This is a genomic window from Treponema socranskii subsp. buccale (assembly GCF_024181585.1).
GTDB lineage: Bacteria > Spirochaetota > Spirochaetia > Treponematales > Treponemataceae > Treponema_D > Treponema_D buccale.
Genome location: NZ_CP054258.1, coordinates 726428 through 741177 on the forward strand (window position 1 = coordinate 726428; position 14750 = coordinate 741177).

A 14750-nucleotide genomic window follows, 5' to 3' on the forward strand; every position below is an offset into this window, starting at 1 on the left:
GCGATTATGAAAGTTCTCGGTATCGAATCTTCATGCGATGAAACGGCGGCGGCGATCGTCGAAGACGGCCGCGTTATTTTAAGCAACGTCGTTGCGACGCAGATCCCGTTTCACGAAATATACAAAGGCGTCGTCCCCGAAATCGCGAGCAGAAAGCATGCCGAATGGATTTTGCCCGTCGTAAAGCAGGCGTTCAAAGAAGCCTCTCTTTCGCTCGGCGACATCGATGCGGTTTCTGCGACGAACCGTCCGGGATTGATGGGCGCTCTCCTTGTCGGTTTGACTTACGGCAAAACGCTCGCATGGGCGGCGGGAAAACCCTTTATCGCGGTCAACCACATGCTCGGTCACCTCTACGCGGCGCATCTCGCAAACGATATCGCATACCCGTATCTCGGTCTCCTCGTTTCGGGTGGCCACAGCATCATCTGCAAAGTACACGGATTCGACGATATCGAAGTGCTCGGTACGACAGTCGACGATTCGGTCGGCGAAGCATTCGATAAGGTCGCCAAGTTTTACGACCTCGGCTATCCCGGCGGCGTCATTATTGATAAACTTTCGAAAGAGGGAGATGCGCGCGCATTTTCCTTTCCCGTTCCCAAGCTCGACGAAAAGGAACACCGCTACGATGTTTCGTTCAGCGGATTGAAAACCGCCGTCATCCATCAGCGCGATCTCTTTTTGAACGAAGGCTTCGAGCCGATGACTGAAAATATGTGCGCGTCGTTTCAGGATGTCGCTTGCCGTACGCTCACGTCGCGCCTTTTCCGCGCGGTGGAAGACACGGGTCTTACGACAGTCGTCGCAGGCGGAGGAGTCGCCGCCAATTCGCACTTGCGTGCGCTGCTCGCCGAGCGGCGCGATATCACGTGCATATTTCCGCCGCTCAAACTCTGCGGCGACAACGGCGCTATGATCGCAGGTGTCGCCTATCATTTTTTGCAGCGCGGCGATACGAGCCCGCTCAACACTACAGCTTCGGCTCGTATTCCTCAGTTCAAGCGCGGATTGGAACAGGTGCGGAGGTGATAGCGATAAGGCTGCGATGACAATCTGCACCGCGAGCCTATGTTCCGCAAAGCGGGGAGAAAAAACGAATGGACGATCACGATAAAAGCGCCTCCGCAAAGCGGCAAAGTATCCGCAGAAAAAAACAAAAGGCAAAAAAAATTTGCATCTATGCAAGGAATGCGTTTTTAATTTGTTTGTTATTGACAATAATGCAAATGGTTTTCATAGCGATGAACGGACCGTATCAGGGTTCGATACTCATGAAAATTTATCAATTTTATACCGACTCTTCAATATATCTGAAAAAGAGATGTTTGCCGATTTATACGGCGGCTTTTTTCATACTGTATATCGTTTATTTGATAAAATCGAAAATGTATGATGATGTATGATTTCGTTTTTTATTGAATAATTATGAAAAAATTAAAGCGAAATAACAGGTTTACCGGGATAACAAATGTGTCGAAATTGAAATAAAGCCGATACATACGTTTTCACACCCGCACTTTTCCCCTGTTCTTTTTAATGTCCGCGCGCAGTTTTTTTATCTTCAAGCGTCGTTCGCGCGATGCCTTTGTGGGACATGTCGCTCGCCGCTTTTTTTCGATTCGTGCCGCGCCTGCAATTTTCGCTTCGATGCGCTCAAGTGCGATTTTTCTGTTTCGCTCCTGAAAGCGTTCGTCCTGCACGTCGACGGAGATGACGCCCACGTGTATGCTTTTTGCCAGACGCTGTATGACAAGTTTCCGCTCCGCTTCCGACAAGCCTTCGATTTTTTCGAGCGCTACGGACGCGTGTACTTTCGTGTTGACTTTGTTTACGTTTTGTCCGCCGGCTCCGCCCGATCGGGCGAATGTCATTTCGGTGTGGAACGCGATACTGTCGTGCAGTTTTTGTCTGTCCATACGGCGAGTATAGCACAATCAGCTTGTACGGTAAAATGTTTTTACTGTCACCTGTGATTGCCAGACTGCGCGATTGTTGTTACAATCTTTGTCATAAATTTATTTATCGAAAAGAGGCTTCGTATGGCTAAAAAAAGCAAAGTGATTCTCGCGTATTCGGGCGGACTCGATACGACGGTCATCATTCCGTGGTTAAAGGAAAATTACGATTACGACGTCATCGCCGTCTGCATCGATTTGGGGCAGGGCGACGATTGGAAAACGATAAAAGCGCGCGCACTTAAAACGGGCGCTTCGGCATGCTATGTCGTCGATGCGCGAAAAGAATATATCGAAGAATATATTTGGCCCGCTCTGAAAGGCGGTGCGCTCTACGAAGACCGGTATCTGCTCGGCACGTCGACGGCTCGACCGCTTATCGGGAAAATTCTCGTCGAATACGCTCGGCAGGAAAAAGCCTCTGCGATCTGTCACGGCGCAACGGGAAAGGGCAACGACCAAGTCCGCTTCGAACTTGCGATCAAAGCGTTTGCGCCGGATATCCGCGTCATCGCCGCGTGGCGCGATCCGAAATGGGATCTCCAAAGCCGCGAAGACGAAATCGAGTACCTTGAAAAGCGAGGCATTCCCGTTCCGGTAAAAAAATCGTCGTCCTACAGCTGCGACGAAAATATTTGGCATATCAGCCACGAGGGTCTCGAACTTGAAAAGACGGAAAACGAACCCGACTGGAAAAACATGCTCAAAATCACAAAGCTGCCGGAAGCGGCTCCCGACAAAGCCGAATACGTAAAGATCGAATTCGAAAAAGGTATTCCCGTCGCGGTCAACGGTAAAAAAATGGATGCGCTTTCGCTCATGGAAACGCTCAATAAAATCGGCGGAAAAAACGGTATCGGACTAATCGATCTCGTCGAAAACCGCTGCGTCGGCATGAAAAGCCGGGGCGTATACGAAACGCCGGGCGGAACGATTTTGTATTACGCGCACGAGCAGCTCGAGCACTTGTGCCTCGACCGCGATACTTATCACTACAAGCAGCAGATCGCGCTCAAGCAGGCGGAGCTCATCTACAACGGTTTGTGGTTTACCTCTCTCATGAGCGGTATCATGGCGTTCAACGACAAAGTCGAAGAGACCGTGAGCGGCTGGGTGCGCCTCAAATTGTACAAGGGCACGATGCAGGGTGCGGGTTCGTTCTCGCCGTACAGCTTGTACAACGAAAGCATTGCAAGCTTTACGACGGGCGATCTCTACGATCACCGCGATGCGGGCGGCTTTATCACGCTCTTCGGTTTGCCGCTTACCGTGCGCGCAATGATGGAGCAAAAAGCGGGTAAAGGGCAGGCTGTCGTAAAGAGCCGTTCTTTGAAAAAGCGGCCGACGGAATAATTAAAATAAATGAAACACATTGTCAAAAAAAATATCTTCGCCGCTGCGGTATCGCTTTGTATGCTTTCCGCTCTCTGCGCCGACGAGGGTCGATCCGATTCGTCTACAGCGATTTCTCCGACACACGACGGTACCCGGCATACGATCGCCGTGAAAAAGACCGAGCGTCTTTCGGCGGCTCTTCCGAATCTCGGCGAAAAAGCGGCGGCCGATCTTGTCGGAGGAAAAGTTATTTCTTTCGGTAACGGAAGCGGAGAAGATTTGACAAAGTACGTGCCCTCTTCGAGTGCCGCCGCGAAAAAATTGGCGGCAGCTCCGCAGGGCAAGAGCGGCTTTGCCGTCGTATCGTGTGCGCTCATCCCGTATCCCGCTTCGTGGAAGGGCATGAGTGCGGATGAAAAACTTCTTTCCCTCTACAATGCGCTCGGACGCGTTTCTACGCAAAAGGGCATTACGTATATTTCGCGCCGCGCGGGCTATAAGCCGAAAACGCTTTTTACGCGCTCGTACTACATTGCAGATACCGAACGCACGGAAACCGCGCTCGCCGATCCCGTTGCAAGCGAAGTTCCCCCTTCCGACCGGCGCTACGTGTTTCAGGAAGATACGTCGTTCGGAGAAAATACGTATCTCCATACGTATACCGATTCCGCATCCGAAATCTTCGTCGAAATTACGAACTGCACGCCGATGAAATACCACGGAGTGACGTGCTTAAAAGAGCGCGAAATGGAAATGTGCATTTCGGCGTACCCGCTCGAAGAAGGTATTTTCTTTTCTTCCGCGGCGATCGTTACGGGGCAAAAGCAGACGGTAACCGTCCTCTTTATAAAAGTGGATTTGGCCGACGCATTTAAACGCCGCACCGATGCGCTCTACGAGTGGTTCCTCAATCAAATTAATAATTAATCGAATATCGGGTTTCGAAAATATTTAATCGATAATTAATAATCGCTGTGCCGTCTGTTGTATACGAATACGACGATCGCCATGGCGATGATGACGGTGTAACCTGCGAAGCTCATCGCATCGGGGATTTGACCGAATACGAAAAATCCCATAAGCGATGAAAAAACGATCTGCGAATAATCGAATATGCTGATCTTTGCGGCAGGCGCTTCGCTGTATGCCGCCGTTATTGTAAGCTGACCGCCTGCAGCCGCGATTCCCGCCGCAAGCATGATAAGGAGCTGGCGGACTGTCATCGGTGAAAAGTGAAAGAGCAAAAACGGAACTGCGAGGAGCAATGAAAAAAGCGAAAAGCAGGCGACGATGAGTTTGCCGTTTACGTTCATCACTCTTAAGCGCCGCACGCACGAGTATGCGAATCCCGCGCCGACACCGCCCAAAAATCCTGCAAGAGCGGGAAACATGGCCGTAATTTCGAACGACGGTTTTATAACTAAAGCCGCTCCCGCAATCGAAATACAGATTGCCGCAAGCGGAACAGGCATGATCTTTTCACCGAGTATGAAAAAACTGAAGATGACGGTAAAAAAAGGCGACATCTTGTTGAGAATCGACGCATCGGCGATATTGATTTTATCGAGCGCATAGAAGTTTCCGAATATGCCGAGGGAACCGGCGACGGATCGAAAAAAAAGAAAAAGGACGCTTCCGCGCGGCAGTACAAACGGCCTCTTTCCTTCGCGCTGTTCTTTTATCAATAATGCGAAAGCGATAAAAAAGGCGATGATATTGCGAAAAAACGCTTTTTGCATAAAAGGTATGTCGCCTGCAAGGTGTGCGAGCATTCCCATAAGTGCAAAACAAAAAGACGAACAGATAATATAAAAGACGCCTCGCGCGATGCGAGATTTGCTGTATTCTTGAGGCATATATGCAGTATAAAGCGAATCGGCTTTATCGACAAGAGAACGCTTTTCCGCGGACTGTGGACAGTATAACTTTGTTTTCATATAATAATACGCAAATGATGAAATCGATTTTTTCTCTGTGTGTGTTTGCCGTTTTGTCATGTGCTTCCGTTTATTCGGAAAATGTTTTTGCCGAAAGACTCAAAGAGAGCGTTCCGCAAATTGAAGCGGGAAGGAGCGGATTTTTATCCTATGTCACAGGTTCACGGCAGTATTTTTCATTGAATCCGATAACGGATCCCGTCCTTATCGGGAGCGGTATCGGACTCTTTGCGGCGGATTTGGTTTTGTTCCGTTTTAAAAACGATCGTGTTTTCGGCGAAACTCCGTACAACCGTGACGACGTAAATATCTTCGACCGATGGGCTATGCGCCCGTATTCGCGCGCGCTCGATATAACGGGAGACGTATTTATCGGATGTGCGATGGCGGCCCCGCTCGTATTTGCATCCGTAGACAGACACGAATGGATTACGATCGGTATTATGTATGCCGAAACGATGCTTCTCACGCATGCGGTAAAAGATTTTATAAAATCGCTCACGTTCCGCGCACGTCCTTATATGTACTTCGAAGGCTATCCGCAAAAAGATGTCGATTCGGGCGACTGGAATAATTCTTTTCCGTCGGGACACACGATGCAGGCTTTTGCCGCCGCCGCGTTTACGAGTTTTGTCTTTGCCGTCTACTTTCCCCGCTCTCTGTGGAATATTCCGGTGAGTGCGGGTTCCTACGCGCTTGCTGCGACGGTCGCAGTGCTGCGTCTTTCAAGCGGTAATCACTTTTTAACCGACGTGCTTGCGGGCGCCGCCTTCGGTACCGTTTTCGGTATCGGCATACCGCTCCTGCATATGATCGGACGGCAATCTCATAAGGCGATTGAAAAGCGTAAAGAAACCGTTTCGCTTTCCGTCCTTCCGAACGGTGTATGCATAAGTGCAAGATTTTAAAAAGGTCTGCACAGTCTGCCGTGCCTTTCTTGACAAAGCGGATATAAGGTCATAACATAAAAAAAATCGCTGTACATGACAGCGACTGTTTAACAATATTTGGAGGCAAAGATAATGCAAAAAAAATTACTTTCATTTGCATTGGCTGCATTTGCAGCTGCGGGGTTGATTTCCTGCGGCGGTAAATCGATTAAAAACGGAACCTATACTTCGTCCGTACAAGGTATGAATGACGCTGTCGAAGTATCCGTTACGATTGCAGACAAAAAGATCGCGGACGTACAGGTTACGAAAAACTCGGAAACACCGGGCATCGGCAGTCCGCTCATGGATGCGAACGGTACGGTTTTGACGGCCGGAGGAATGGCTCCTACCGAATTGATCCCCGCCGAAATCGTAAAGCATCAGTCGGTCAACGTCGATGTCGTGACGGGTGCGACGATTACGTCGGCTGCGATTAAAGCTGCGGTATCGAACTGTCTGAAAGATGCGAAAGCGAATCCTTCCGATTGGAATGCGAAACCGGAAGCTGCAGCCGCTCCGGAAAATGCGAGTGCCGATGTCGTTGTTGTCGGCGGCGGCGGAGCGGGGCTTGCGGCGGCTATCGCAGCGGGACAGCAGAATAAATCGGTTATCATCGTAGAAAAGAACGGCGAAGTCGGCGGCGACACGCTCGTGTGCGGCGCGATCTACAATACGCCCGACGAAGCGCTTCAGAAAAAAGTGACGATGGGCGACGCGGTAAAACGCACGATCGAAACGGCTCTCGCTGAAGCTTCGAAAAACGGCGAACACGCCGCTCTTCAGGCGCAAGTGCGCTCGCAGTGGAACGCGTACAAATCGAGCGGCAGGACCGACCTCTTCGACTCGAAAGAATGGTTTGCGCTGCAGACCTGGAACGGCGGCGATAAAGTCGGTAATTTAAATCTCGTCAAAGTATTGTGCTATAACGCATACGACGGGCTCGGTTGGATCGACGATTTGGGCATGAGCTTTTCCGACGTCATCAGCCAGGGAGCGGGTTCTCTGTGGCAGCGCACGCACACCAGCATGATGAAGATGGGAACCGGCTTTATTTCGACCTATGTCGAAAACATCGCGAAGATGAACAATATCACGGTCATGGTAGAGACGACGGGCAAATCGCTCGTCAAAGACGGCGACAGAGTTACCGGCGTCGTGTGCGCCGACAGAAACGGCAACGAGTTTACCCTTTCGGCAAAGGACGGCGTCATTCTTGCGACCGGCGGTTTTGCCGCAAACGGCGCGATGGTGCAAAAGTACAATACGTCGGGCAAATGGCAGGATTTGAGCAAAGTCGCGACGACGAACCGCTTTTCGTGCTCACAGGGAGACGGTATCGAAATGGCCGTCGCTGCGGGCGCTTCGCTCACCGATATGGAACAGCTCCAGCTTTTGTACCTCGGCAACTTAAAAGACGGACAGCTGACGAAGTATCCGCCGAGAGATGTCAACGGCACCGACCAGATCATCTTTATCAATAAAGAGGGCAAACGCTTTACGAACGAAGGCGGCAGACGCGACAATATCTGTCTTGCGGTTTTTGCGCAGCCCGATAAAGTGTTCTATATGCTCGAATCCGGCGACGGCGACAAGTATAAAGACATCAAAGATCCCGATTGGAGAAGCGCCGACGGCTTTACCTTCGACTATCTCGAATCGAACGGCTACATCTATGAAGGCGATACGCTCGAAGAGCTCGCCGGAAAACTCGGCATGAACGCTGCGACGCTCCAAGCGACGATCGACACCTTCAATGCGAGCGTCGATTCCGGACGCGACGAATTCGGCAGAACGCTTTATTCGACGAAGCTGACGAAGGGTCCGTGGGTCGCGACTCCGAGACAGGCCTGCGTTCACCACACGATGGGCGGCGTTACGATCGACACGAACTGCCGTGTCATCGGCACGAACGGTAAAGTTATTCCCGGTTTGTATGCGGCGGGTGAAATCACCGGAGGCATACACGGTGCGAACCGCTTGGGCGGAAACGCCGTCGTCGATACGGTCGTATTCGGCAAGCTCGCAGGCGATACGGTCATCGCGGATGCGCGGTAACGGCGTGAAAAAAGCGTACACTAAGTAAGCCGGGGTTCGACCCGTGCATAAGGGGCTGTCGAAAAAGTAAGCAACTTTTGAGACAGCCCTTTTTCCATCCATTTTGTTCGCCGATTGAATGTCGAGTTTTGAACATAAATAAAAGTGCGCGAAGACTATCTTTCGGCTGCGTGATAAAACGGTCGGAAGCGTGCGCGATGCGGCGCAACAGCGGGAGACACGCGTGCGGCTTTGTGCGTTCAGCTTGCGGAAGATTTGCTTAAAAGCACAACCGTTCCCTAAATCCTGCGAGTTTGCAACGCAAACTCGGTAGTGAGGCGAAGCCGAACGCAGATTCCGCTGTGAGAGCCGCGATTGTACACGATTACGAATAATTGTGCAGCAGTCGTTCTCGCCGAAAGCATAGCTTTATTCACGCATACTTTCAAAACTTGACATTCGGTAAAATTTACTTTTGTTCCGAAAGACCGCTTCTCGTGTCGACGATACGCTTCATATCGGCGATATTGTCTACGATGATATAGTTGTCGTACACTTCGATTTTTCGTTTTTCGACGAATTTGTTGATTTCATCGCGCGTCGCTTCCGGCGACAGTCCCGCCCAATGCGCCACGTCCGCCGCCGACACGTTGAACTTCCGTTGCCGGTCGTTCGCGTTTACCGAGGGATTCATTTCGTCGAACATGAGAAAGACGTCTGCGATTCGGGCCTGTACGTCTTTGATCGCAAGCGTACGCAAACGGCGTCGTTGGTCGTAGATGCGTTTGCAAAAAAGCTTCAATAGGATGATCGCGATCTGAGGATTACCCATGATGAGCAGTTGGAAATTTTCTTTGTTGAATTCGAGGCATTCGACGTTGCCGATCGCGACGCAAGTTGCAGAACGCGGAGAATTGTCGAGGATGGCCATCTCTCCGAAAAATTCACCGGGCTTCATGATGTCCAGATTTTTCTTTGCGCCGTTTACGCATTTGACGAGCTGTACGCGTCCCGACTGAATAAGATAAAAACTGTTGCCCGGTTCGAATTCGCTGATGATGACATTGCCCGGTTTATACTGCTTTGCAAAACGTTTGAAAGCGGGAAGTGCAAACTGCTTCAGCGCACCTGAAGCTTCTTCGTCTTCTTCGGTTGTATCGCTGCTTTTTATTTTTTCTTTTATCTTTGTGTTGCGCAGTTTTGCATCGGCATATAATTTTGCAACTTCGTCTTTTTTCGCAGTGTTCGGATAGAGCGATAAAAATTTAACGCAGATGTCGCAGCACGAAAGATACTCTTCGTCGTTGTAAAAACTTTTTGCAACGGCGATCATACCTGTCTGCTGATCTTCGGGAACGTTGTTGAGAATCGCTTCGGTTTTTTTATGAATGAGGCGCAGCTGATTTGAAAAGACGCGGAGCATCTTCATGATGATCTCTTTGTTGCTGCTGAATATCTGTTCGAATTCCTGTATGGTTAAAGCGATCGAAACGCAGTCGGTAAGCGCGGTTGCGGTTTCTTCGCGCGGAAAACGGCCGAGTGCGGATTTGACACCGAAGAACTCGCCGTTTTTTACCTGCTCGGTAACGGGCTGATGAGTTTCCACATCCGTCGTTGTAAGGACGAGAATACCTTTTTGCAGGATAAAAATCCGTTCGTCTTTATCCCCTTCAAAGTAAACGATCGATCCTTTTGTATATTGCATCGCTTTAGGCATACAAGATCCCCTGGTACATTACGATATTATATCATAAATCATCTATTTATGCTATGCTCTTTTTGATGATTGATTTACATACTCACAGCAATGCATCCGACGGTCAATACCGCCCTGCCGAACTTGTCGAAAAGGCGTGTGAAAGCGGCATTTCCGCTTTTGCGCTGACGGATCACGATACGATAGCGGGGCTTTCCGAAGCTGCAGCCGAAGCCGAAAAACGGCATATTACCTTTATACGAGGCATCGAAATTTTCGTCGAATGGCCGACCGGCGAATTCCACTTGCTCGGACTCGGTTTTACGCATATTTCGCCGTCGTTGGCGGAGCTCGTCGATTTTTTGCAAACAAAACGTACCGAACGGAATCTGCACATAATCGAAAAGATGCGCGAAGAAGGTATCGACGCGTCGTACGACGAGCTGTGCTCCCTTTTCCCCGACAGTTCCATAGGCAGGCCGCACTTTGCCGAATACCTCAAGTACAAAAATATCGTAAAGGATAATCGGGAGGCGTTTGAAAAATACCTCGGTAAAGGCAGACCCTTTTATGCCGAGCGTACGGGCGCGAATCTCGACGAAGCGATACAGGCGATCGTCGATTCGGGCGGCGTGCCGGTTATCGCGCATCCGCTGTCGCTCTACGTGTCATGGGGACATCTCAGGACTATTGTGGAAGACATTCACTCGCGCGGCGTCGAAGGGCTTGAAGCCTATCATCCGGGGGCGAGCGGTCACGACTGCAAGCGTCTCGAATCGCTTGCGCGCGAGCACGGCATGTTCGTCACTGCGGGAAGCGATTTTCACGGCGAAAAAATCCGCGCCGACAGAAAACTCGGTTATACCGCCGACGGTAAAAAAATAGACGCCCGATTTTATTACGAAGAGCTGCTTCCGCATTTGGCAAAGTAAGGGCGCTATTCTCCCGCTGCGGGCGGTTATATCGGTCCGGCCGGCCGTACCGCATATTTTTTCAAAAAATCTTTATACACATGCTCCGAAACTGCACGGCTTGAGACGATCTTATACGGGGAAGTTGAGCCGCAAAACGATTGAAATTAAAGAGGGGAGATTTTGCGTGCAGGGAGCATAATGCGTATGCAGATTTTTTCGTTTTCGCCGTTCGGGTACGAAGGTGCGCTCGTTACGGTTGAAGTGGATATCCGGCGCGGCATTCCCGCGGTCGATATCGTAGGTCTTGCGGACGGCGCGGTAAAAGAATCGCGCGAGCGCATGCGGGCAGCCGTGCAGAATTCCGGTTTCGAGTTTCCGCCGGAGCGCGTGCTCGTCAGTTTATCGCCTGCGGATATGCGGAAAGAAGGCGCAGGCTTCGATTTGGCGATTGCGCTCGCCGTCCTCCAAGCGCGAAGCGGAAAAGATTCGTTTTCCGATTCGCCTTCCGTCCTCGTTATGGGAGAACTCGAGCTTTCGGGAAATGTGCGCGGCGTACGCGCCGTCCACGCTGCCGCTTCTACCGCTGCAGCCTCAGGTATTTTTAAATGCATCGTACCGCTTGCGAATGCCGACGAAGCGCGCGAAGTGCACGGTATGAAAGTGTACGGTGCGGCATCTCTCGAAGATGCGTTTTCCGCGCTCGCTTCGGACGAAGTTTTTACCGAGAGAAGCCTGTCGAATCAAAGCGCCTTTGTGCCGGAACACTGCGTCGAAACGGATGGCGTACTCTTTCCGCCCGTTACGGAAGGTTTCGAATTCGCCGATGTGGCGGGGCAAATTTTTTTTGTGCGGGGTTTGCAAATTGCGGCGGCCGGCGGACACAACCTCATTGCGATCGGCGCTCCCGGCTGCGGCAAAACGATGGCGCTGCAAAAATTTCAAACACTGCTCCCGCTGCTTACCGTCGAAGAAGCGCAGCCCGTCACGCGCATCTATTCGATTGCAGGACTCATGCGCGGAAACGAACCTCTCGTCAGAATCGCTCCGTTTCGTCAGCCGCATCAAACCGCAACGATCGAAGGCATGTGCGGAGGCGGTGCACGCTGTATACCCGGAGAAATATCGCTTGCGCACAACGGCGTGCTCTTTCTCGACGAAGCCGCCGAATTCCGTTCGTCGGTTTTGCAGATGCTCCGCGTACCGATCGAAAGCGGACGCATCACGCTTGCTCGCGCCGGCCGATCGACGGTTTATCCCGCGTCGTTTCAGCTGCTCATGGCGGCGAACCCCTGTCCCTGCGGAAACTTCGGATCGAAATCGAAACTCTGTCTGTGCAGCGCCCGTGCCGTCGAAACCTATTGGAATAAATTCTCAGCGCCTCTTTTAGACCGCATCGATATGTGCATTTTCGTCGACAACGAAGGGATCTCGCATGACGCCGCGCGGACGACGACCGCCGAATTGCGAACGGAAATCGCGCGTGCGGTAAAGACGCAGCGGAAGCGGCAGGGTAAAAAAAACGCAAAGCTTTTGCCGGAAGAAATTGCGCGATGCTGTCCGATGAGCGCCGACGGGCGAAAGTCGCTCGACAACGCGGCGATGCGTTGCGGATTTTCTCCGCGCGCCGTTTCAAGTTCCATAAAAGTCGCGCGTACGATAGCCGATATGGCAGGCTGTACCGTCATACAGGAAGCGCACGTAAAAGAAGCCGTACAATATCGAAAAGCATGCACGGGCTTTTTGCCGGAAAATGTCGACGGGTAGGGCGTAGTTTTTCGAACGTGCCCGTTGCGGAGGTCGCGGTATGTGCTGCGGGTGCGTTTTGTTAGCCTAGTGCAACAAATTGACAAAGCCCCGTAAAAATGCTAAAAACACGCACGAGGTTATTTATGGAAAATATGATGCACTATCTTAAAGATATCGATAAAGAAAAACTGAAGACGGTTTTGGAAATAAAAGAAGCGTACAACGGCGGTCGCATGAGCCTTGAAGAGGCAAAGCGGATTTTAAAAGAAAAAGTAAAAAAGCTTACGCCTGCGGAAATCGCCGTTGCCGAGCAGGAGCTTAAAGAATTCGAAGACGACGAATGCCGCAAAGAAAACATCCAAAGCATGCTCGTCCTTTTTGAAGATATCATGGACACATCCCGTCCCGATCTGCCGGCCGACCATCCGATCATGTGCTACTACCGCGAAAACGATGCGCTTTTAAAAATCATGCTTGAAATCGAAGATTTGGTTCAGTACCCGCTCATCAAAAATCAATGGCTCGAAATCTACGATAAGCTTGCGCAGTATCGTCTGCACTTTTCCCGCAAGCAAAATCAACTGTATTCAATGCTCGAGCGTAAAGGCTTCGACCGCCCGACGACGACGATGTGGACACTCGATGATTTTATCCGCGACGAGATAAAAGACGCGCGCACGCTTTTGGAAGAGGGCAAAGACGATGCCTTTCTCGCAATGCAGCCGACGATCGTCGCCGACGTGCGCGATTTGATTTCCAAAGAAAACACGATTTTGTATCCGACCTCTCTTGCGATGCTCACTCCGAAAGAATTCGAAGATATGAAAATCGGCGACAGAGAAATCGGTTTTGCGTGGATCGATGTAAACTCAAGTTCCGCAAAAAGTGGAGCGGCTGCTTCTTCGAACGGCAGCTGTGCGGATGCGAAAACTTCGGCCGGCGAAAGCGGCGATTTTGCAAGCGACCTTGCAAAGCTTTTGCAAAAACACGGTTACGCAGCTCCCGCCGGCGAAGAATTCGACGTTACGACGGGACGCTTGACGCTCGATCAAATCAATTTGATCTATAAACACATGCCGGTCGATATTTCCTACGTCGACGAAAATGAAATCGTCCGCTTTTACACCGATACCGAACACCGCGTGTTTCCGCGCAGCAAAAACGTTATCGGCCGCGACGTAAAAAATTGTCATCCGAAAGCGAGCGTTCACATCGTCGAAGAAATTATTAAAAAATTCAGAAGCGGTGAAGAGAACGAAGCGGAGTTTTGGATAAATAAGCCCGGTCTTTTTATCTATATTACGTATATCGCGGTGCGCGATGCCGACGGGCGTTTCCGCGGCGTTTTGGAGATGATGCAGGACTGCACCCATATCAGGAGCCTCGAAGGCTCGCAGACGCTTTTGACGTGGAGCAGCGGCAAAAAAGAGAGCGGTTATGCAGCCGACACCGCTTCGGGAAGCAATGCAGCGGATGCGGAAAGCTTGCCGAAAGCGGACGGCTCTTCAAAAAAAGAAAGCGCCGGAGACAAGGGCGCTTCACCGGAACATTCTTCGGAAAACGGGGATATGGCAAATTCTTCGGCAAGTACGACCGGTGCAAAGCTCTTCCCGCTCAAAGGCGAAACGAAGCTTTCGGATTTGCTTGCATCCTACCCGTGGTTGAAAGCCGAACTTCCGTCGATCAATCCCGCATTTAAAATGCTTCAGACTCCGCTCGCCCGCATCATGATCCCGAAAGCGACTGTTTCTATGATGAGCGAGCGCAGTCAGATGCCGATGGACGAATTGATCGCGGCGATCGAAGCGAAGATAAAAGCTCACGACGGAAAATAAATCGAGCACATGCGAGCTTCGGAGTTCAAGTCTCTGTTTGCAGATAGTCAATAGTATTATTGTTATAATGATTTATTTGATGATGTGAAATTTCTTGTTGCCGGCAAAGAGACTTGAATCCCTCCGGTCGTGTACATCCTGTACACTCCCTGCGGGAACGCCTCCGCTCGCTTCCGGCGGCATCCTGCCGCCTTTTTTACTGTAGGGTAAGAGTACAAGAAATATGCAAGTATAAAAATAGTGTATGCGGATAAATAAAAAGGTGGAACGCGAGGCAGCGGAACTGCCGCCGAGCCGCTCTGACCGATGGCAAGCAAAATTTCGAAGAAATTTTGCGCAGTCCGATTCAAATCACGGTCAGCC

11 protein-coding genes are annotated in these 14750 nt (G+C 50.8%); 8 read left to right on the plus strand and 3 right to left on the minus strand.

Annotated features, from left to right (window positions below):
* Positions 1–6: 6 nt before the first annotated feature.
* The gene (gene tsaD / locus HRI97_RS03220; protein WP_253726506.1) at positions 7–1032 is read left to right on the plus strand and encodes a tRNA (adenosine(37)-N6)-threonylcarbamoyltransferase complex transferase subunit TsaD; all 1026 of its coding nucleotides are present in this window, start codon (positions 7–9) and stop codon (positions 1030–1032) included.
* 476 nt (positions 1033–1508) lie between these two features.
* Here tsaD and arfB read toward each other — a convergent pair whose 3' ends face one another.
* A complete protein-coding gene (arfB, locus tag HRI97_RS03225; protein WP_253726508.1) occupies positions 1509–1919 on the minus strand; it encodes an alternative ribosome rescue aminoacyl-tRNA hydrolase ArfB in 411 nt (136 codons plus the stop codon).
* A 123-nt stretch (positions 1920–2042) separates the two neighbouring features.
* On the opposite strand from arfB, the gene HRI97_RS03230 reads away from it, so the two are divergent.
* Positions 2043–3311 carry an argininosuccinate synthase gene (locus HRI97_RS03230; RefSeq protein WP_253726510.1) on the plus strand — a complete coding sequence of 423 codons (1269 nt, stop codon included), beginning with the start codon at positions 2043–2045 and terminating at the stop codon, positions 3309–3311.
* A gap of 9 nt (positions 3312–3320) precedes the next feature.
* Positions 3321–4220, plus strand: coding sequence for a DUF6675 family protein (locus tag HRI97_RS03235; protein ID WP_253726512.1), 900 nt, complete (start codon positions 3321–3323; stop codon positions 4218–4220).
* 35 nt (positions 4221–4255) lie between these two features.
* Here HRI97_RS03235 and HRI97_RS03240 read toward each other — a convergent pair whose 3' ends face one another.
* Positions 4256–5149, minus strand: a complete 894-nt coding sequence (locus HRI97_RS03240) for a DMT family transporter (RefSeq protein WP_253726514.1) — start codon at positions 5147–5149, stop codon at positions 4256–4258.
* A 95-nt stretch (positions 5150–5244) separates the two neighbouring features.
* Here HRI97_RS03240 and HRI97_RS03245 point away from each other — a divergent pair, with 95 nt between their 5' ends.
* Positions 5245–6138 (plus strand): phosphatase PAP2 family protein, encoded by an 894-nt coding sequence (locus HRI97_RS03245; RefSeq protein ID WP_253726516.1) that lies wholly within the window; start codon positions 5245–5247, stop codon positions 6136–6138.
* A 114-nt stretch (positions 6139–6252) separates the two neighbouring features.
* The gene (locus HRI97_RS03250; protein WP_180485284.1) at positions 6253–8217 is read left to right on the plus strand and encodes an FAD-dependent oxidoreductase; all 1965 of its coding nucleotides are present in this window, start codon (positions 6253–6255) and stop codon (positions 8215–8217) included.
* Positions 8218–8665: 448 nt separating this feature from the next.
* On the opposite strand, the gene HRI97_RS03255 is transcribed toward HRI97_RS03250, so the two are convergent.
* The gene (locus HRI97_RS03255; protein WP_180485285.1) at positions 8666–9913 is read right to left on the minus strand and encodes a Crp/Fnr family transcriptional regulator; all 1248 of its coding nucleotides are present in this window, start codon (positions 9911–9913) and stop codon (positions 8666–8668) included.
* Positions 9914–9978: 65 nt separating this feature from the next.
* Between HRI97_RS03255 and HRI97_RS03260 the strand changes: the two genes are divergently transcribed.
* The 3 genes from HRI97_RS03260 to HRI97_RS03270 all read left to right on the plus strand — a co-directional run bounded on the left by HRI97_RS03260 (position 9979) and on the right by HRI97_RS03270 (position 14387).
* Positions 9979–10824, plus strand: a complete 846-nt coding sequence (locus HRI97_RS03260) for a PHP domain-containing protein (RefSeq protein ID WP_253726518.1) — start codon at positions 9979–9981, stop codon at positions 10822–10824.
* Positions 10825–11010: 186 nt separating this feature from the next.
* Complete coding sequence (locus HRI97_RS03265) at positions 11011–12570, plus strand: YifB family Mg chelatase-like AAA ATPase (RefSeq protein ID WP_253726520.1); 1560 nt, start codon at positions 11011–11013, stop codon at positions 12568–12570.
* A 125-nt stretch (positions 12571–12695) separates the two neighbouring features.
* Positions 12696–14387 (plus strand): DUF438 domain-containing protein, encoded by a 1692-nt coding sequence (locus tag HRI97_RS03270; protein WP_253726522.1) that lies wholly within the window; start codon positions 12696–12698, stop codon positions 14385–14387.
* The last annotated feature ends 363 nt before the right edge of the window (positions 14388–14750 follow it).